The following is a 17,669-nucleotide window of genomic DNA, read 5'->3' on the forward strand; positions in this document are numbered from 1 at the left end:
AGCAAAGAACTCTCGGCTGCTTAATAACCGGCAAGGTCGGTAGATAACCAACGACGGGGCACGCCTTTAATCAACATCTCGGCCGAGACCCGACGGACGCGCAGTTCTTTGTCCACGCGGGCCAGCGTCCATCTTCTGTACATTGCCGATTCATCTCCTTGCCCCGCCTGGCATCCGGCGGGGGGCTGGAAACAAGCGCGAGCAAAGCGGTCGGCCGTCGCAGGTCGGGGGTTAATCGCCCTGGAAAGCTTCTTCCCGCTTTTTGTAAAACATCGGCAGACTCGCGACCACAATGGCCAACACGCCAAGCCCGAGCATTACGGCGCTGATCGGCCGCTGTATCAGGATCATCGGATCGCCGCGGGACAATAACAAGGCTCGCCGTAGGTACTCCTCCATCATTGGCCCGAGAATAAACGCCAGCAGCATCGGAGCAGGTTCGCAATCAAGTTTGACGAAGATGTACCCCACAACGCCGAAGATAGCCATTACGAAGACGTCGAATTCGGTATTGTTAAGACTGAAAACGCCGATACCGCAAAAAACGAGGATCGCAGGAAACAGGAACTGGTAAGGCACGCTCACCATGCGTACCCACATTCCGACTAGCGGTAAATTGAGCACGACGAGGAACAAATTGCCGATCCACATCGAAACGATGATGCCCCAGAAAAGTGCCGGCTGCTCGCTGATGACGGATGGCCCGGGCTGAATGCCCTGAATGATCATCGCTCCGATCATAAGCGCCATGACCGGGTTCGACGGTATCCCGAGCGTCAGCATCGGTATGAAGGACGTCTGCGCACCCGCGTTGTTTGCCGATTCCGGTGCCGCGACTCCTTCGATCGCGCCGCTGCCAAACTCAGCCGAATGCTTGGATACTTTTTTCTCGATGGCGTAGGCGGCAAAAGATCCGAGGATCGACCCGCTCCCCGGCAGAATACCAAGCACCGAACCTATCGCCGTTCCCCGGAGTATCGGAGCAACCATCCGCTTCCAATCTTCCTTCGTCGGCATCAGGTTGGATACCTTCTTAACGATGAGGGAACGGTCGTCCTCGTCTTCCAGATTACGAACAATCTCTGCGAGACCGAACATGCCCATCGCGACGACGACGAATCCGATCCCATCGGACAAGCGCGCCATACCGAACGTAAAACGCTGTGTGCCGGTGGTAATGTCGGCACCGACCAAGCCGAGCAGCAATCCGAGCACGACCATCCCGGTAGCATGCAGAAGAGAGCCGCGAGCAAGAACCAGCGAGGCGAGCAACCCGAGTACCATAAGGGAGAAGAATTCGGCGGGGCCGAACTTGAGCGCTATTTCCGCCAGGGGTGGTGCAAACAGAGCGAGGACAACCGTCGCCACGGTCCCGGCGAAGAAAGAGCCGATGGCCGCCGTCGCAAGAGCCACACCCGCACGCCCTTTGCGTGCCATCTGGTAGCCATCCAGGGCGGTCACCACCGAGGCCGCTTCGCCCGGCACGTTGACCAAAATCGACGTGGTGGAACCGCCGTACTGAGACCCGTAATAGATCCCAGCCAGCATGATCAGCGACGAGACGGGTGGTAATGAAAATGTCACCGGTAACAGCATCGCGATCGTAGCTGTCGGCCCAAGACCGGGAAGCACACCGATCAACGTGCCGAGAAAGACTCCGGCCAGGCAATACAGGAGATTCAACGGAGTCATGGCCGTCGATAAGCCAAGACCAAGGTTCGCAATCAGTTCCATAAGACGCCTCTATACCCGGAGTTTCTGTGAACCGGGGCGGAAATGCATTAGCTCAACGCCAACCGTGCTGAGCACAACACAGCGCAATCGCACCACCCTCCCCCGCACATCCGAACTCTCTTGAGTGATGAAAGAATTGGCGATCAGTTGCGAACTCTTGTAGTCCGCCACGTCCGCCAACCTAATCCACGAACCATGATCCGATGATCGGAAGGGGAACACCCAGTCCTATCTGGAACACGAGGATGCAGAAGACGGTGACTCCGGCCGCCATTGCCAACGCGTGACCCCATCTGAATCGCGTACTCGCTAGCGACGCAACGAGAACAAGCGCGGGAAGCGCGATGACAAGTCCCGCACCGCGCACAACAAGGCCAAAGAGTACTGTGGCGACGGCAACAAGAAACAGGCCTTTCCACGCGATACGGCCGAGTGGCGTCCCAGATTTGAAGAAGGAACGAATGATCGAAATAGCGCCGATCACGATAAGCAAGCCACTGAGGATGGTTGGAAAGTACCCCGGCCCCATCTTGACCGCACTACCCATCCCGTAGTCGCGGCTCAATAGGGCCGCGACTACGCCGATGGCAACGTAGATAACGCCGGTCAAAAAGTCCTTCGCATTATTCCGTATCGGATTCAAAGCGCCCCCCCTGTCCGATCGTTTGTTGTGTCCGGATTGACTGCGGAAAAATCAATCCGCGAAGACGCCTGCTTTCTTGATGATCGGTCCCCACTTATCGATTTCAGCCTTGAGGTGAGCACGCAGTGCCTGCGGTGTAGCACGTTCCTGGCTGACCGGCTCAGATCCGAGATCGGCGAAGCGTTGCTTCAGCGTAGCGTCCTTCAACGCTTCCTGAAGCGCCTTCGATAGCTTGTCCACGATCGGTTGCGGCGTTCCCTTCGGCGCATACATCGCGTGCCAGACGGTGACAGTGAAGTTCGGCAAGCCTGCCTCGCTCAGCGTCGGGATGTCGGGGAAAGCCGCAACACGCTTGGCCGTCGTCATGCCATACGCTTTGACCTTTCCGGCCTTGATTTGGCTGGCATTGTTCGTCGTCTGATCGCACATGAAATCCACCTGCCCGCCGAGCAGGTCGTTCATTGCCGGCCCGGTTCCCTTGTAGGGGACGGTCACGAATTCGGTATTCAGTGCCGACATCAACAGCATGCCGCAAAGGTGGGACGCCGAACCTACGCCTGCGTTGGCGACGTTCATCTTTTCCTTGTTGGCCTTGGCGTACGCGATCATCTCTTTGAGGTCCTTGGCCGGGAAGTCTTTACGGGCGATAAGTGCCATGGCGCCGTCGTTCACCAGACCGACGGGTTCAAAGTCGCCGATGGGGTCGTAGGCCAGTTTGCGATAAAGGGCGGGGGCCGTAGCGTGACCAATGTGGTGGACCAAAAGCGTGTATCCATCGGGCTTCGCTTGGGCTACCCGAGCAGCCCCTAAGGTACCACCGGCGCCACCGACGTTTTCAACGATGATCTGCGTCTTGAGGATCGTACCCATTGACTGAGCCGTCAACCGCGCGACGGTGTCAGAGGGCCCGCCCGCCGCAAACGGAACGACGAGCGTAATGACCTTCGAGGGATAGTCCTCTGCGGAAGCCTGTGCAGCGAAAAACGTGGCGACAAGGCACGCGGCAAACTTCAACGAACTCTTAATCACGATCCACCTCCACTGACCTAGAAAGTAAACGCATCGGTTTCAACGTTCGTGGGTCGTATGCCACAAGGCTATTCGCCAGTCATATGCAGCGCTGTCCGCTGTAGCGGATTCTTTGTCGCCGTAATGCCTTGCATCCCTTTTGAGTTATCGCTTGATGAATAGCAATCTGACCCCGTCAATCCGTGCTCCCGGACGATTGTATTCCTCCGGGGCACTCAGTACAACGGCAAAAACCTGGGTTAAACCCGGCGACGCGATGCCGCCAGAAGCGCACGCAATGGCCTCATATCGCCGGACTAAACCAATTCCAGCGTACTGTTAATCTTTGCGAAAATCGTCGTGGCAGTTCTTGCACGAGCGGGCCACCTTGCCGAACTGGCCTTTCACCGCCGCGGCATCGCCCGCAGCCGCGAGCTTGGCCAACTCGTTCGCTTCCTTGGCCAGGGCTGCTCCGAGGTCGCGGAATTTGTCTGGCTGCTGGAACACTTCGGGTCTCGCCCGCGTCTTTTCTCCACCGATTTCCTTGTCGGTACCCGGCGCAAAAAGTGAGGCGAACAAGCCGGAGTTGGCCGCCGCCGCCACGGCGTTGGCAGCAACGGCCACCTGATCCTTGTCGTATGAGCCGTCAATGTTCGCTTTGATCTTGCCCATGTTCCACGAAATGAACGACAACCCGGCCTTCCTGTAATGGATCATGTCTTCGGGCTTCAGCGTTTGCTGGGCGATCGAAAGGCCGGTAATACCGGCGAGCACAAGAGCAACAACGATTCTTTTCATGGTTCTCACTCCGTTCAGGTGAAGGTAACGGCCGGTGAGCCGCGTTTAGCCCTTGGCCCGGCCGGGAGCACGCGTTTCCCCGCGACCCGGGACCCGGGACCCGGGACCCGGGACCTTAGGCGCCGGAGAAGAACAAAGGTTTCACCGCTCAGATGGCAAAAACATGCTTTATGCGCAACGTCTTGCTCTCGCCTATGAGATCGAGAAGGCGGTCGATATTCGGATGCTTTCCCCGATTCGCCTGGGCGTCTTGAGTGTGCTCGCCGTAGAGTTCCAAACCCTTCTTCGCCGCTTCCGGAGTAATGGCGCCGTAGGTTTGCGCAAGGTGGTTGTACACAGCGAGCGACCCTTGGCTACCGGGCTTGTTTTCGATTGCCGCCACAAGATTTCCATCGGCATCGATCAGGTTGATGGCCGCGAGGTGTGAGATCCGCGGCAGTTTCTTCAGGTTTTCCGCAAATTGCGACATCGGTTAATCGTCCTCGCGTACTGCCCGTATCAGATACGATGTGCCAGTTCGGCCGCCTTGCCGGTGTAATCCCAAGGGGTGAGCTTGAGCAGCGCCGCTTTGGCTTCCTGAGGAATCTCCAATGACTCGACGAAGCTCTGCATCACCTCACGCGATACCCGATTGCCCCGAGTTAACTCCTTGAGCTTTTCGTACGGATTGGCCACGCCGTATCGGCGCATAACGGTCTGGATAGGCTCCGCAAGCAACTCCCAGTTAGCGTCGAGATCGCTGCACAGTACATCGGCATTGGCCTCTAGCTTGCCCAAGCCCCGCAGCAGCGAATCGTAGCCGAGCAGGGTGTAACCGAGAGCGACGCCCATGTTGCGCAACACAGTCGAATCCGTAAGATCGCGTTGCCAACGTGAAATGGGCAGCTTCTCCGAGAGATGCTTGAGCAGCGCATTGGCGAGCCCGAGGTTGCCTTCGGAGTTCTCGAAGTCGATCGGATTGACCTTGTGCGGCATTGTGGACGAGCCGACTTCGCCGGCCTTGAGTCTCTGCCGGAAGTAGCCGAGCGATATATAGCCCCAGACGTCCCGAGCCAAATCGATCAGGATGGTGTTGGCCCGAGCAAAGGCGTCATAAAGTTCGGCCATCGCGTCGTGGGGCTCAATCTGGATTGTGTAGGGATTGAATTCGAGGCCCTGCTTTTCGACAAATCGACGCGCGAAAGCTTCCCAGTCATAGTCCGGGTAGGCGACAAGGTGGGCGTTGTAGTTGCCAACGGCGCCGTTGATCTTGCCCAGCAGGCCAACGCCGGCAATGTGAGCACGCGCACGGTCGAGGCGATAGATCACGTTGGCGAGTTCCTTACCCAGCGTGGTCGGCGTGGCAGGCTGTCCATGCGTACGCGACATCATGGGCAAATCGGCGTGCTGATGCGCCATGTCGCGCAAACGCGCCGTCAATTTGTCGAAGGCTGGCAACAACGCCGCGTCACGCGCTGCCTTCAGCATGAGGGCATGTGCAAGGTTGTTGATGTCTTCCGAGGTACACGCGAAGTGAATGAACTCCGAAACGCGCATCACCTCTTCATTGCTCGCCAGCCGCTTCTTGATCCAGTATTCGAGCGCCTTGACGTCGTGGTTCGTGACGGCCTCGATTTCCTTCACCTCGGCCGCCTGTTCCGGCCCAAATTCACGCACCAAGCGATCGAGTTCCGCGACCGTCGAAGCCGAGAACGCAGGGATCTCCTTGAAATGAGGCTCAGCCGCCAAGGCCTTGAGCCATTCGATTTCGACCTGCAATCGCCGACGAATCAACCCGTACTCGGAGAAGTGTTCGCGCAAGGCGTCTACCTTGGCAGCGTAACGTCCATCCAGTGGCGACAATGAGGTGAGCGTGTTGAAAGACATGGAAGCATCCTTTGCAATTGACTCGCTATTCTACCTGCCCGTGAAAACTGCCCGCAATTTGGCGGCCTCGGCAATGCTATAATTTTCCGCGAACCTCTCAGTAACAGGAAGCCAATGAAGCTCATCGGATCACTCACGAGCCCCTTCGTGCGCAAAGTACGTGTTGTGCTAGCGGAAAAGAAGATCGAATACGATTTTGAGATCGATTCTCCGTGGACGCCCGAAACCGCGGTCCCGAGCATCAACCCTCTGGGAAAGATTCCCGTTCTGGTTCTTGACGATGCAACGGTGCTGTTCGACTCGCGGGTTATTGTCGAATACATCGACAGCGTGGCGCCGAATAACAAACTGATGCCTGAATCGAATCGCGAGCGCGCCGAAGTCAAACGCTGGGGCGCTGTTGCTGACGGTATTTGCGACGCTGCCGCCCTGGTTTTCCTCGAGAGGAAGCGCCCGGCAGCCCAACAAAGCGCCGATTGGATTTCGCGTCAGGAAGACAAGATCATGCGCGGCCTCGACTACATGGCCGAGCAACTTGGCGAGAGCACGTGGTGCATGGGTACGCATTTCACATTGGCTGATGTGGGCGCAGGCTGCGCGCTAGGCTACCTCGCATTCCGTTTCCCGGAGATCGACTGGAACCAGTCGCATCCCAACCTCGCCCGACTGCATACCAAGTTACTGACGCGGCCATCATTCGCCGAAACCGTTCCGCGCAACGCCTAAGCCGGTACGCGCCGGCGTAACGCCTCTGCACGCCCCCGCCGCTTCCGGGTTCCCGCAAGCGGCGTTTTTCTGTCCGCTGGTCAAGCCACCGGGCGATCGCGCATCTCAGACGCCCACGGGCTGGCGGCTTTGTCACGAATCGCCCCCATCTTGTCGTACACGCGCGATGGAGACGAAAAGTCGTCGACTGGCACGGTCGAACCCCGACAAAAATCAGAGCCACTTCGGCTCAGAAGGACCACCTTATATACCCATAGGCAAGCGCCTTGCACCCCTGCAATCCGTAAACTAGGCTGGGCATAAGGTCCGGGGGGCGTAAGCAGTCAAGCAACCGATTTTTAACTTATTTCACAGATCAGAAACCTTTGTTCTCGTACCACCCCATAAGCTGCCTCCCACATTGGGCAAGAACGGTCACCGTCAAGCGGGTACCTGCCGTTACGGCAGGACCGCGCCCGCAGCATGGCAGGGGGGAAAATGGCTTTCACAGAGATCAAACGTGCGGAAGGATGGCAACCTAGGAGTACGGGCAAGCCCGACCTCGTCACCCTGCTTCTGATCGCCGCGATTGCCGTTTCTGCCGGCGGGAGCCTCTTCTATTTGGGTGGTGTTTCCCTCGCCTCCTTCATCCTGGCGACCTCAATCATCATCCTGTGCGGCTTTCTTGCCGCATGGCACATGATTGACCGGCGCCGAGTGATAAACGCGACAGCAGAGGCCGAGCGCCACCGCATCCATACCGCCATGGAAGAAGAAAGCAGACGGTCGATCGCCGGGCTAGACCGTTTGTGTGTCGATGTTTTGCCCGTATGGGCGGGGCAGATTGAAATGGCTCGGGCGCACACCGAGGAATCGGTGACCGCCTTGACGGCTCGCTTCGCCGAGATTTCGCAGCGACTGGCGGCGACGACCTCTCATAGCGGCGACGGGCATACGAGGGCCGGCGAGAACTCGATCCTTGCCCTCTTGCAGGAAGCACAAAAGGAGCTTGACTCCATCGTCACCGCGCTACGCGCCGCGCTCTCCAGCAAGGAAGCCCTACTCACCGAAGTAACCGCCCTGTCCGCCCACACCGAAGCGCTCCGACGTATGGCGCAAGACGTCGGCGACATCGCCAATCAGACGAATCTTCTCGCTTTGAATGCAGCGATCGAAGCCGCCCGAGCCGGCGATGTCGGCCGTGGATTCGCCGTTGTCGCTGACGAGGTACGCAAACTTTCTACACTCTCCGGTGAAACCGGCAAGAAGATCGCGACCACCGTGGATACCGTCAACCGTTCCATCGCCGAAACCCTTTCGGTTTCACAGCAGTACGCCGAACAGGACAAAGCACTCGTCAACAGTTCGAGCGAGGTCATCGGGCACGTAATTTCGCGTTTCGGCGATGCGGCCACGCGGCTCACCGAGGAGTCGGCGGAAATGCGCCAGGAAGGTATCGCGATCGGCCACGAGATCGAAGACGTTCTCGTGGCACTGCAGTTCCAGGACCGCGTCAGCCAAGTACTGAATCACGTCAACAACGACCTGCACAAGCTGCGCAAGAACATTGAGGACGGCAAGCAACAGCAGGCTTCGGGCGCGGCGGCGGAGCGGATCGACGCCGAGCGTTGGCTCGCCGACCTCTCGAAAACCTACACCATGCCCGAACAACACGTCGTGCATAGCGGCGGCAAGGCGTCCGCCGGACAAAACGCAGAATCCGACATCACATTCTTTTGAGGCAGGCCATGGCAAAGACCATTCTCATCGTCGATGACTCCGCGTCGCTCCGGCAGGTTGTCAGCATCGCGCTGAAGGGCGCCGGCTATGACGTGATCGAGGCGTGCGACGGTAAAGACGCACTCACCAAACTCGACGGGCGGAAGATTCATCTGATCATCAGCGATGTGAATATGCCGAACATGGACGGCATTGCCTTCCTGAAGGCAGCCCGCCAGTTGGCCGCCTACAAATTCACGCCGGTGGTCATGCTGACCACCGAGGCAAGCGCCGACAAGAAAGCGGAGGGCCAGGCCGCGGGCGCCCGAGCTTGGGTCGTCAAGCCCTTCCAGCCAGCGCAGATGCTCGCCGCCGTGAGCAAGTTGATCCAGCCGTAGGAAGGTAGGCCATGGAGAATCGAATAACCTCTCCGGGAGGAACGCCGGCGTTCGCCGTCGAGGGCGAGTTCACGATTTTCTCGGCGGCTGCGCTCAAGCCGGAGATCGTGGCGGCGGTTCGTAACGCCGCGGGCCAAGCGGTTGAAATCGACCTTGCCCAAGTTTCGGAAATCGACAGCGCGGGTCTGCAACTGATGGCGCTCGCCAAGCGTGAAGCGGCGGCCGCCGGCCGAGACCTGAGCTTTGTCAGGCCCAGCGCCGCCGTGCTCGACGTGTTGGCGCTCTGCGACCTGGCGTCGTTCTTCGACGTCCCGGCCAGTAGCGATAACGGCGACCCCCGGCCTGCACAAAGGGATCCATCATGAACCTCGACGAAGCTTTGAAGACTTTCGTCATCGAGAGTCGCGAACTGCTCGAGGGCATGGAAGACGCCCTGCTTCGCATCGAACAGTCTCCGGGCGATGCCGACCTTATCAATGCCGTCTTCCGAGCGGCGCATACCATCAAGGGTTCCGCCGGTCTATTCGGTCTCGATCCGGTCGTCGAATTTACGCATAACGCCGAGAACGTACTCGCCCGGGCCCGTGCGGGAGAATTGCCGATCAACGCGGAATTCGTCGCCCTGTTTCTCGAGGTGTGCGACCACATGCGCACCCTCGTCGACCGCGTCGCCAACGGCGGCGACTTCGATGTAGAAGTTAGCGACCGCAGCCATGAGCTCGTTGTCCGCTTGCAGGCCTTTTCGCCGGCGGGCATACCTGCGGAACAGAAGCCCATGTTGCCGTCCAGTTCGCCCGACGTTGTCGCTGAAACAGCCGATGAAGCGAGCACCGAAACGGGCGATTGGCATATCTCGCTTCGCTTCGGGCGCAGCGTGCTGAAAAACGGCATGGACCCCCTGGCCTTTCTCCGCTACCTCACGACGTTCGGCACCATCGTTCGCATCGTCACGCTTTTTGATGACCTTCCGGAAACCGATGCCTTCGACGCGGAAGAGTGCTACCTCGGATTCGAGATCAGCTATCGCACCGACGCCGATAAAGCCGCGATCGAGGGGGCCTTCGAATTCGTGCGCGACGACGCGCAGATTCGCATCTTGCCGCCGCACAGCAAGATCAGCGAGTACGTCGATTTCATCCAGAGCATGTCGCCCGACGAGATCAAACTCGGCGAAATCCTCATCCGCTGCGGCACGCTGACACAGAATGAACTCGACACGGCGTTGCGCACGCAGGCCGAGGAGGAAGCGGCGGGCGAGGCACATCACCCGATCGGTGAGGTTCTGGTGGCGCAGCGCACAGTGAGTCCAGCCGTCGTCGACGCCGCCCTGCAGAAACAGAAAGCACTCAAGGAGAACCGTGGCGGCGACTCAAGCATGATCAGGGTTAACGCCGACAAGCTCGATGAGCACATCAATCTGATCGGCGAGCTGATCATCGCCAGTGCCGGAATCGATCTCAGCGCGATCAAGAGCGGGATACCGGAGCTCCTGGAAGCGGCATCGGTGATGAAGCGGCTCGTCGAGAACGTACGCGACTCCGCGCTGCAGTTGCGCATGGTGCAGATCGGCGCCACGTTCAACAAGTTTCAACGTGTCGTCCGCGATGTATCGAAGGAAATCGGCAAGGAAATCCGGCTGGAGATCAGCGGCGCCGAAACCGAACTTGACAAGACCGTCATCGAAAAAATCAGCGACCCGCTTACCCATCTCGTCCGCAATTCAATGGACCACGGGATCGAATCGGCCGACGTCCGGCTCGCGCGGGGAAAACCGGCGTACGGGACGCTGCGCCTCAATGCGTATCACGACTCCGGTAGCATCGTTATCGAAGTCTCCGACGATGGCGGCGGGCTAAACCGCGAACGGATTCTCGCCAAAGCCATCGAGCGCGGCCTCGTGAAACCCGATGAATTGCCGTCAGATGACGACGTGTACAACCTGATCTTCGAACCGGGGTTCTCCACCGCCGAGCAGATCAACAATCTTTCGGGACGCGGCGTCGGCATGGACGTCGTCCGGCGCAACATCAAGGACTTGCGCGGCAGCATCGACATCGAGACAACGGCTGGCCAGGGCTCCACGATGCGTATCCGCCTGCCGCTGACACTGGCGATCATCGACGGTTTCCTCGTCGGAGTGGGCAACTCATCGTTCATCGTCCCGCTCGAGATGGTCGTCGAATGCGTCGAACTCACGCAGGAAGAAGTCGACGCTTCACACGGCCGCCAGCACCTGAATCTTCGCGGCGAAGTCTTGCCGTTCATCCGCCTCAAGGAACTCTTCGACCTCCCCGACGTGCCGCCGCCGGCCGAAAACGAAGACGACGATGATGACTTCGGTTTAGGAAACGCAGACGGCACTCGAGACGAAGGCACCTCGACCGCCAACGCTCGCTATGAGGTGGACGAAGAACTTGCCTTCCTTCTGCAGCCGGTGAAACGCGAAAACGTGGTCGTGGTGACATACGCCGGCAAGCGCGCCGGGCTCGTCGTCGACGAATTGCTTGGCGAGCACCAGACAGTGATTCGTCCCCTAGGCGCTGTGTTCAACGGCATGGAAGGCATCAGCGGCTTCACCATCCTCGGTACCGGCCGCGTCGCATTGATCCTCGATGTGCCGGGACTGGTGCGGCGGGTAGCGAGCGACGATGTCCGCAAGAACCGCGCACCTTCTACACACAGGGGTTAGTCGGCATGGCCTCCTATTTCGCGTCTCCTAACTACCGTACCACTGCTTCTCCACAGCATTTGCAACAACGCTTCGTCGCGGGAACCGCGGCACACCATCGTAAAGGGAAATGACATGAAACTCACCGTCGCAAGGAAAATGGCCTTACTCGCCGGCACCGCGCTGATCGGAATCGCCATTCTGACCGGGCTCAACCAGAGCCTCGTCGGCAAGGTCTACGAGGCGGCGAACTACAACAGCGTCAACACGGTCCCCAGCCTGCTCGCGTTGGGCGATATGCGCCAGGAAATTTCCCGCCTCCGTTTGCGCATCGACCGACACGTGATGAATACGGATGCCAGCAAGATCGCGGACCTCGACAGATCAATCAAGGAAACGATCGACAACACGGAAAAAGGTTTCAAGAAGTACGAGTCGCTGGTCTCCGACGACAAAGACAAGGCGCTGCTGGAAAAGGTACACAGTGCGTACAAGGCTTATCTCGGTGATGCTGATCAGATACTCGCGGAGTCCCGAGCGAACCGAAACGATAGGGCTCGCGAATTGGTCGAGAAGTACTTGGCAACGGCGCGTGAGCTTGACGCTATGCTCACCGAGCATCTGGCATATAACGTAGATATCGGAAAACGCTATGCCGATGAGGCGGAAAAGACGAAGTCGTCGGCAGTTTACTTCGCGCTCGGAATTGCCGCGTTGACCTTGATTCTGGTCGCCGCGATCTCGGTGCTTATCACGCGCAACCTAGTTCGCCAACTTGGAGGCGAGCCAGACCTTGCCGCTGGAATTGCGAACAGGATTGCAGGGGGCGACGTGGGTGTCCGCATTGAGGTCAAACCCGGCGATACGACGAGCCTGATGGCGGCCATGCAGAAACTCGCCGACAAACTCGAATGGTATCGCTCGATCATCGATGCCGTGCCGTTCCCGATCCATGTCATCGACATGGACATGAACTGGGTCTATCTCAACACCGCTTTCGAAAAACTAATGGTCGAACGCGGCTACGTGCGCGACAAGCGCGACGCTGTCGGGAAACCATGCTCCACTGCCAACGCGAACATTTGCAAGACCAAGAATTGCGGCATCATGCAATTGAAGGAAGGCGTCAAGCAAAGCTTCTTCGACTGGGGCAACCTGAAGTGCAAGCAAGACACCGCGCACGTAATGAACGCCAAGGGCGAAGTTGTCGGTTACGTGGAAACGGTCACCGATCTTTCCGCCACGCTGAGCATCAAGGACTTCACCGAGAAGGAAGTTCAACGCGTTGCCGAGAACCTGGAACGTCTGGGCAAGGGCGACCTCAATCTTGATCTGAAAGCACTCGCGGCCGACCAATACACGTTGGAAGTGGCCGCCCAGTTCCGCAAGATCGACAACTCGCTCAAGCAGGTTGGCTCCTCCCTGACCGCGCTGATCACCGACGCCGACATGCTGTCGCAGAGCGCGATTGCGGGCAAGTTCGAGGTCCGCGCCGACGCGCTCAAGCATCCGGGCGATTTCCGCAAGGTGGTTGAAGGCTTCAATGACACCCTGAACGTGGTGGTGGACAAGCTTGAATGGTATCGCTCGATCATCGACGCCGTACCGTTCCCGATTCATGTCATCGACAACGACATGAACTGGACCTACCTCAATACCGCCTTCGAGAAACTGATGGTCGAACGCGGTTACGTGCGCGACCGGAATGACGCCGTCGGACGCCCCTGCTCGACAGCAAATGCGAACATTTGCAAGACCAAGAATTGCGGCATCATGCAACTGAAGGGCGGCGTCAAGGAGAGCTTCTTCGATTGGGGCAACCTGAAGTGCAAGCAGGACACCGCGTTCGTGGTGAATGGCAAGGGTGAAAAAGTCGGCTTCGTCGAAACCGTCACCGACCTTTCGGCCACTCTTGGCATCAAGGAATTCACCGAGAAGGAAGTCCAGCGCGTCGCCGCCAACCTCGAACGGCTGAGCAACGGCGATCTCAACCTCGATCTGAAGGCCTTGGCGGCCGATCAATACACGCTGGAAGTCGCTGCCCAGTTCCGCAAGATTGACAATAGCTTCAAGCAGGTCGGCGCCTCCCTGACGGCGCTCGTCTCGGACGCCAACATGCTGTCCGAAGCGGCCGTCGATCTCAAGCTCGACACGCGCGCCGACGCCAGCAAGCACCATGGCGACTACCGCAAGGTGATCGAAGGCGTGAATGCAACGCTCGACGCGGTAGTTAATCCTTTGAACATGCTGATCGGCGATGTCCAGAGCCTGGCCAAGGCGGTTGTGGAAGGCCAGTTGGACGAGCGTGGCGACGATACGCGCCACCGCGGACAGTTCAAGGAGGTTGTGCGCGGTCTCAACGATCTTGTCGAGGCCGTCGTCGACCCGATCAACGAGATCAAGAGGGTTATGGGCGCGCTGGCGAACGGTGACCTCACGCAGAGCATCAGCAAGGATTACCGCGGCGAATTCAAGGTTCTGAAAGACGCCATCAACGAAACGACCGCCAAGCTCGCCTCGACCATTGCCGAGGTCAACAACACGGCCGAAGCATTGGTCTCCGCTACGTCGCAAGTCTCTGCTACCGCGCAAACGCTGTCGCAGGCATCGAGCGAACAGGCGTCGTCCGTTGAGGAAACGTCGGCATCCGTCGAGGAAATGGCGTCGTCGATCCAGCAGAACACCGAGAATGCAAAGGTCGCCGACAACATGTCGGCGGAAGGCAGCAAGAAAGCCGCCGCCGGAGGTGAAGCGGTCAACGAGACGGTCGGCGCCATGAAGCAGATCGCCAAGAAGATCGGCATCATTGACGATATCGCCTACCAGACCAACCTGCTGGCGCTTAACGCGGCAATCGAAGCCGCTCGCGCCGGCGAGCATGGCAAGGGCTTCGCCGTGGTCGCCGCTGAAGTTCGCAAGCTGGCGGAACGCAGCCAAGTCGCTGCGCAAGAAATCGGGCAACTGGCGGTCAATAGCGTCGGCATGGCTGAACGTGCGGGGAAACTCCTCGACGAGATCGTGCCGGCGACGAAGAACACGGCCAACCTTGTTCAAGAGATCACGGCGGCCTCCGAGGAGCAGACCCTGGGCGTCTCGCAAGTTAACACGGCAATGAGCCAGTTGAGCCAGATCACGCAGCAGAATGCCAGCGCCTCCGAAGAACTAGCGGCCACCGCCGAGGAAATGTCGGCGCAAGCGGGCAACTTGCAGGAGTTGATGGAGTTCTTCGATCTGGGCAGGCAGGCCAAGGACAAGCGCGGGCGGCAAACCCCGGCATCCGCCGAGTTCAGTACCCGACACTCGGGCCGGGACAAGGCCGGTGCGGAGAAAATCGATGAGTCGCACTTCTCCCGTTTCTAGCGCTCGAGGAGACGACTGATGACTACCCCGACCACCCAGGTCGTCAAGGCCCCTTCCGGGGCTGGCCATCCGGCCGGCGCCGGAACGGTGGAAGACCAGCAGCAGTTCCTGACTTTCCATCTCGGCGAGGAGATGTTCGCCATCGGCATCCTGTCAATCCGCGAGATCATCGAGTATGGTCAATTGACGCAGGTGCCGATGGTGCCGCCATTCATTCGCGGCGTCATCAACCTGCGCGGCTCCGTCGTGCCGGTCGTCGATCTCGCTGTCCGCTTCGGTCGGGCCGCCTGCCCGGTGACCAAACGCACATGCATCGTGATCATCGAGACCGCTCATGAAGAGAGCCAGCCCAGCCAACAAATGGGCATCGTCGTCGACGCGGTATCCGAAGTGCTTGAGATTCCGGCGGCCAATATCGAGCCGCCGCCGGAATTCGGCGCGCGCATTCGTATCGACTTCATCAGTGGTATGGGGAAGGTCAATGGCAAGTTCGTCGTATTGCTCGACGTAAGCCGGATACTCTCCATGGACGAGGTCGCCGTCGTCGCCTCGCTGAATCGGCTGGAAAGTCCCGCGGTAGCGTAACGATGCGGCGAGGAAGGCAACCATCGACGGCGGCTGGCGGCGCAACGCCTAGCCAGCTCGACCGGAGTTCGGTCGCCTCTCCGCGCCGGAAGCGCACCGTGGCGTACCGTCGGCAACGAGCCCCCGGCCCGTGCGCGCGACGGCGCCGTCTGTCGGTCTGAGCCCATGCCGGCATCGCAAGCCGAACCGGTCGCGGAAGCGTGTCCGCTCACGGATACGGAATACGCGCAATTCCGCAAACTGATCTTCGATATCGCCGGGATTAGCCTTACGGATGCGAAGAAAGCGCTCGTTGTTGGCCGTCTGGTCAAACGCTTGCGGCATTTCGGCTTCACTTCCTTCGGCGAATACTTCCGTTACATCACGAGCGGCTCCGATCCGGCGGAACGCCAGATGATGGTCGATCTCCTGACGACGAACGAGACGTACTTTTTTCGTGAACCGAAGCACTTCGATTTCGTACGCGAGATCGCTGCGCAACACCGACGAGGCGCGTTCCGCGTATGGAGTGCCGCCTCATCGAGCGGCGAGGAAGCGTACTCTGTCGCGATGGTTCTCGCGGATACGCTCGGCGATGCCGCTTGGGAAGTCGTCGGTACGGATATCAGCACGCGCGTTCTCGAACGCGCCAGCCGGGGTTTGTATCCACTTGAACGAACCGGCGGAATTCCACCTCAGTATCTCAAGACCTACTGCCTCAAGGGGGTCGGGGAATACGCGGGAACTCTTCTCATCACACGGGAACTGCGTGAGCATGTGCAGTTCCGACACAGCAACCTGCTTTCGCCGCGCACGGACATCGGGTGTTTCGACATCATCTTTTTACGTAATGTGATGATCTATTTCGACGCGCCGACGAAACGCAAGGTTGTGGCCAATCTTTTGCCGTTCCTGAAGAGCACGGGGTATCTGATCATCGGTCATTCGGAGTCCTTGAACGGGGTCACAACCGACCTTGCGCTGGCCCGCCCGACCATCTTTCAACGCATCGGCACACGCTAGGCGCCGCCACTCCACACGAGGAGCCTCATGGGACAAAAGATCAAGGTAATGATCGTCGATGACTCCGCGTTGGTGCGCCAAATCGTTACGCAGGCAATCTCGCGCGAGCCGTCGATCGAAGTCATCGCAACGGCGCGTGATCCGCTTTACGCCATCGACAAGATGAAGACGGAGTGGCCCGACGTCATCGTGCTCGACATAGAAATGCCGCGCATGGACGGGCTGACGTTCCTGAAGAAGATCATGGCGGAACGGCCAACGCCGGTGATCATCTGCTCATCCTTGGCTGAAAAAGGTGCACAGGTGACGATGGAGGCGCTGAGCGCGGGCGCGATCACCGTCATCACAAAGCCGAAGTTCGATCTGAAAGCCTTCCTCGAGGACTCGGCCAATGACATCGTCGGCAGCATCAAAGCCGCGGCGCGGGCCAACCTCGGTGCCTTGAAGCGGCGCGCCACGCTGCCGCCAGCCGTCATTCCGGATCGGCCCAAGAACTCGGCCGATGTGATGCTGCCAAGCACGCATGGCGGCGCCCGCATGTACGGCACTACCGACAAGCTCGTCGCGATCGGTACCTCGACGGGCGGGACTCAGGCGCTCGAGGCGGTGTTGACCCGGCTGCCGCGCACGAGCCCCGGCATTGTGGTCGTACAGCACATGCCGGAACGGTTTACCGCGATGTTCGCGGCTCGCCTCAACGGCCTGAGCCAGATCGAGATCCGGGAAGGCCGCGACGGTGACCGCGTACGCGGCGGCCTGGCGCTGATCGCTCCCGGCGGGCGGCACATGCTGGTCAAGCGCTCCGGGGCGCAGTACTACGTCGAAGTGAAAGACGGCCCCCTTGTGAATCGTCACAAACCGTCGGTCGACGTTCTTTTCCGTTCGGTAGCGCAGGCGGCGGGCAAGAATGCCCTCGGCGTCATCATGACAGGCATGGGCGACGACGGCGCACGCGGGCTGAAAGAGATGCGCGATGCAGGAGCACCGACGATCGCCGAGGACGAGTCGACATGTGTGGTATTCGGCATGCCCAAGGAAGCCATCCGGCTCGGCGGCGCCGCCCGCGTTATGCCGCTCGATGCGATCCCCGACGAAATCGTCGGCCACGGGCAAGCGTAACCAGATGATCCTGAGCTACCCAAACACCTCAGGCAGCGTCCGCTTTCACTCGTAGCCGGCTTCA

14 protein-coding genes and 1 pseudogene are annotated in these 17,669 nt (G+C 59.3%); 9 read left to right on the forward strand and 6 right to left on the reverse strand.

Going from position 1 to position 17,669, the window contains the following annotated elements; all coding sequences use genetic code 11:
• Nucleotides 1–231: 231 nt before the first annotated feature.
• The 6 genes from NZ453_RS13195 to purB form a co-directional block, all read right to left on the reverse strand.
• Entirely contained in the window at nt 232–1,734 is a 1,503-nt protein-coding gene (locus tag NZ453_RS13195; protein ID WP_263771092.1) for a tripartite tricarboxylate transporter permease, read from the reverse strand.
• Nucleotides 1,735–1,915: 181 nt separating this feature from the next.
• Nucleotides 1,916–2,377: a tripartite tricarboxylate transporter TctB family protein gene (locus tag NZ453_RS13200; RefSeq protein WP_263771093.1), complete on the reverse strand. Its 462-nt coding sequence runs from the start codon at nt 2,375–2,377 to the stop codon at nt 1,916–1,918.
• A 51-nt stretch (nt 2,378–2,428) separates the two neighbouring features.
• Nucleotides 2,429–3,406: a tripartite tricarboxylate transporter substrate binding protein BugD gene (locus tag NZ453_RS13205; protein ID WP_263771094.1), complete on the reverse strand. Its 978-nt coding sequence runs from the start codon at nt 3,404–3,406 to the stop codon at nt 2,429–2,431.
• 318 nt (nt 3,407–3,724) lie between these two features.
• A complete protein-coding gene (locus tag NZ453_RS13210) occupies nt 3,725–4,183 on the reverse strand; it encodes a c-type cytochrome (RefSeq protein WP_263771095.1) in 459 nt (152 codons plus the stop codon).
• 148 nt (nt 4,184–4,331) lie between these two features.
• Nucleotides 4,332–4,652 (reverse strand): DUF2322 family protein, encoded by a 321-nt coding sequence (locus NZ453_RS13215; protein ID WP_263771096.1) that lies wholly within the window; start codon nt 4,650–4,652, stop codon nt 4,332–4,334.
• Between the two features lie 29 nt (nt 4,653–4,681).
• On the reverse strand, nt 4,682–6,049 hold the full coding sequence (gene purB / locus NZ453_RS13220; protein ID WP_263771097.1) for an adenylosuccinate lyase: 1,368 nt from the start codon (nt 6,047–6,049) through the stop codon (nt 4,682–4,684).
• A gap of 114 nt (nt 6,050–6,163) precedes the next feature.
• Here purB and NZ453_RS13225 point away from each other — a divergent pair, with 114 nt between their 5' ends.
• The 9 genes and pseudogenes from NZ453_RS13225 to NZ453_RS13265 all read left to right on the forward strand — a co-directional run bounded on the left by NZ453_RS13225 (nt 6,164) and on the right by NZ453_RS13265 (nt 17,605).
• Nucleotides 6,164–6,775: a glutathione S-transferase gene (locus NZ453_RS13225; RefSeq protein ID WP_263771098.1), complete on the forward strand. Its 612-nt coding sequence runs from the start codon at nt 6,164–6,166 to the stop codon at nt 6,773–6,775.
• Nucleotides 6,776–7,876: 1,101 nt separating this feature from the next.
• A pseudogene (locus NZ453_RS22210) lies at nt 7,877–8,143 on the forward strand (methyl-accepting chemotaxis protein); the annotation flags it as partial.
• Nucleotides 8,144–8,502: 359 nt separating this feature from the next.
• The gene (locus NZ453_RS13235) at nt 8,503–8,871 is read left to right on the forward strand and encodes a response regulator (RefSeq protein WP_263771101.1); all 369 of its coding nucleotides are present in this window, start codon (nt 8,503–8,505) and stop codon (nt 8,869–8,871) included.
• 11 nt (nt 8,872–8,882) lie between these two features.
• Nucleotides 8,883–9,236: an STAS domain-containing protein gene (locus NZ453_RS13240; RefSeq protein WP_263771102.1), complete on the forward strand. Its 354-nt coding sequence runs from the start codon at nt 8,883–8,885 to the stop codon at nt 9,234–9,236.
• Nucleotides 9,233–11,560, forward strand: coding sequence for a chemotaxis protein CheA (locus NZ453_RS13245; protein WP_263771103.1), 2,328 nt, complete (start codon nt 9,233–9,235; stop codon nt 11,558–11,560). The genes NZ453_RS13240 and NZ453_RS13245 overlap by 4 nt, the downstream gene beginning before the upstream one ends.
• Nucleotides 11,561–11,674: 114 nt before the next feature.
• On the forward strand, nt 11,675–14,899 hold the full coding sequence (locus tag NZ453_RS13250) for a methyl-accepting chemotaxis protein (RefSeq protein ID WP_263771104.1): 3,225 nt from the start codon (nt 11,675–11,677) through the stop codon (nt 14,897–14,899).
• An 18-nt stretch (nt 14,900–14,917) separates the two neighbouring features.
• Nucleotides 14,918–15,484, forward strand: coding sequence for a chemotaxis protein CheW (locus NZ453_RS13255; RefSeq protein ID WP_263771105.1), 567 nt, complete (start codon nt 14,918–14,920; stop codon nt 15,482–15,484).
• 165 nt (nt 15,485–15,649) lie between these two features.
• On the forward strand, nt 15,650–16,486 hold the full coding sequence (locus NZ453_RS13260) for a CheR family methyltransferase (protein WP_263771106.1): 837 nt from the start codon (nt 15,650–15,652) through the stop codon (nt 16,484–16,486).
• 27 nt (nt 16,487–16,513) lie between these two features.
• Nucleotides 16,514–17,605, forward strand: coding sequence for a protein-glutamate methylesterase/protein-glutamine glutaminase (locus tag NZ453_RS13265; protein ID WP_263771107.1), 1,092 nt, complete (start codon nt 16,514–16,516; stop codon nt 17,603–17,605).
• Nucleotides 17,606–17,669 lie beyond the last annotated feature (64 nt).

The sequence above is a fragment of the Propionivibrio soli genome, from assembly GCF_025770765.1.
In the GTDB taxonomy this organism is placed as follows: Bacteria; Pseudomonadota; Gammaproteobacteria; order Burkholderiales; family Rhodocyclaceae; genus Propionivibrio; species Propionivibrio soli.

What these genes read in the sequence shown, in the direction of transcription:
- NZ453_RS13195 (WP_263771092.1), bottom strand. Translation starts at nt 1,734, where the DNA reads ATGGAACTGATTGCGAACCTTGGTCTTGGCTTATCGACGGCCATGACT.
- NZ453_RS13210 (WP_263771095.1), bottom strand. Translation starts at nt 4,183, where the DNA reads ATGAAAAGAATCGTTGTTGCTCTTGTGCTCGCCGGTATTACCGGCCTT.
- NZ453_RS13215 (WP_263771096.1), bottom strand. Translation starts at nt 4,652, where the DNA reads ATGTCGCAATTTGCGGAAAACCTGAAGAAACTGCCGCGGATCTCACAC.
- purB (WP_263771097.1), bottom strand. Translation starts at nt 6,049, where the DNA reads ATGTCTTTCAACACGCTCACCTCATTGTCGCCACTGGATGGACGTTAC.
- NZ453_RS13225 (WP_263771098.1), top strand. Translation starts at nt 6,164, where the DNA reads ATGAAGCTCATCGGATCACTCACGAGCCCCTTCGTGCGCAAAGTACGT.
- NZ453_RS13235 (WP_263771101.1), top strand. Translation starts at nt 8,503, where the DNA reads ATGGCAAAGACCATTCTCATCGTCGATGACTCCGCGTCGCTCCGGCAG.
- NZ453_RS13240 (WP_263771102.1), top strand. Translation starts at nt 8,883, where the DNA reads ATGGAGAATCGAATAACCTCTCCGGGAGGAACGCCGGCGTTCGCCGTC.
- NZ453_RS13245 (WP_263771103.1), top strand. Translation starts at nt 9,233, where the DNA reads ATGAACCTCGACGAAGCTTTGAAGACTTTCGTCATCGAGAGTCGCGAA.
- NZ453_RS13250 (WP_263771104.1), top strand. Translation starts at nt 11,675, where the DNA reads ATGAAACTCACCGTCGCAAGGAAAATGGCCTTACTCGCCGGCACCGCG.
- NZ453_RS13255 (WP_263771105.1), top strand. Translation starts at nt 14,918, where the DNA reads ATGACTACCCCGACCACCCAGGTCGTCAAGGCCCCTTCCGGGGCTGGC.
- NZ453_RS13260 (WP_263771106.1), top strand. Translation starts at nt 15,650, where the DNA reads ATGCCGGCATCGCAAGCCGAACCGGTCGCGGAAGCGTGTCCGCTCACG.
- NZ453_RS13265 (WP_263771107.1), top strand. Translation starts at nt 16,514, where the DNA reads ATGGGACAAAAGATCAAGGTAATGATCGTCGATGACTCCGCGTTGGTG.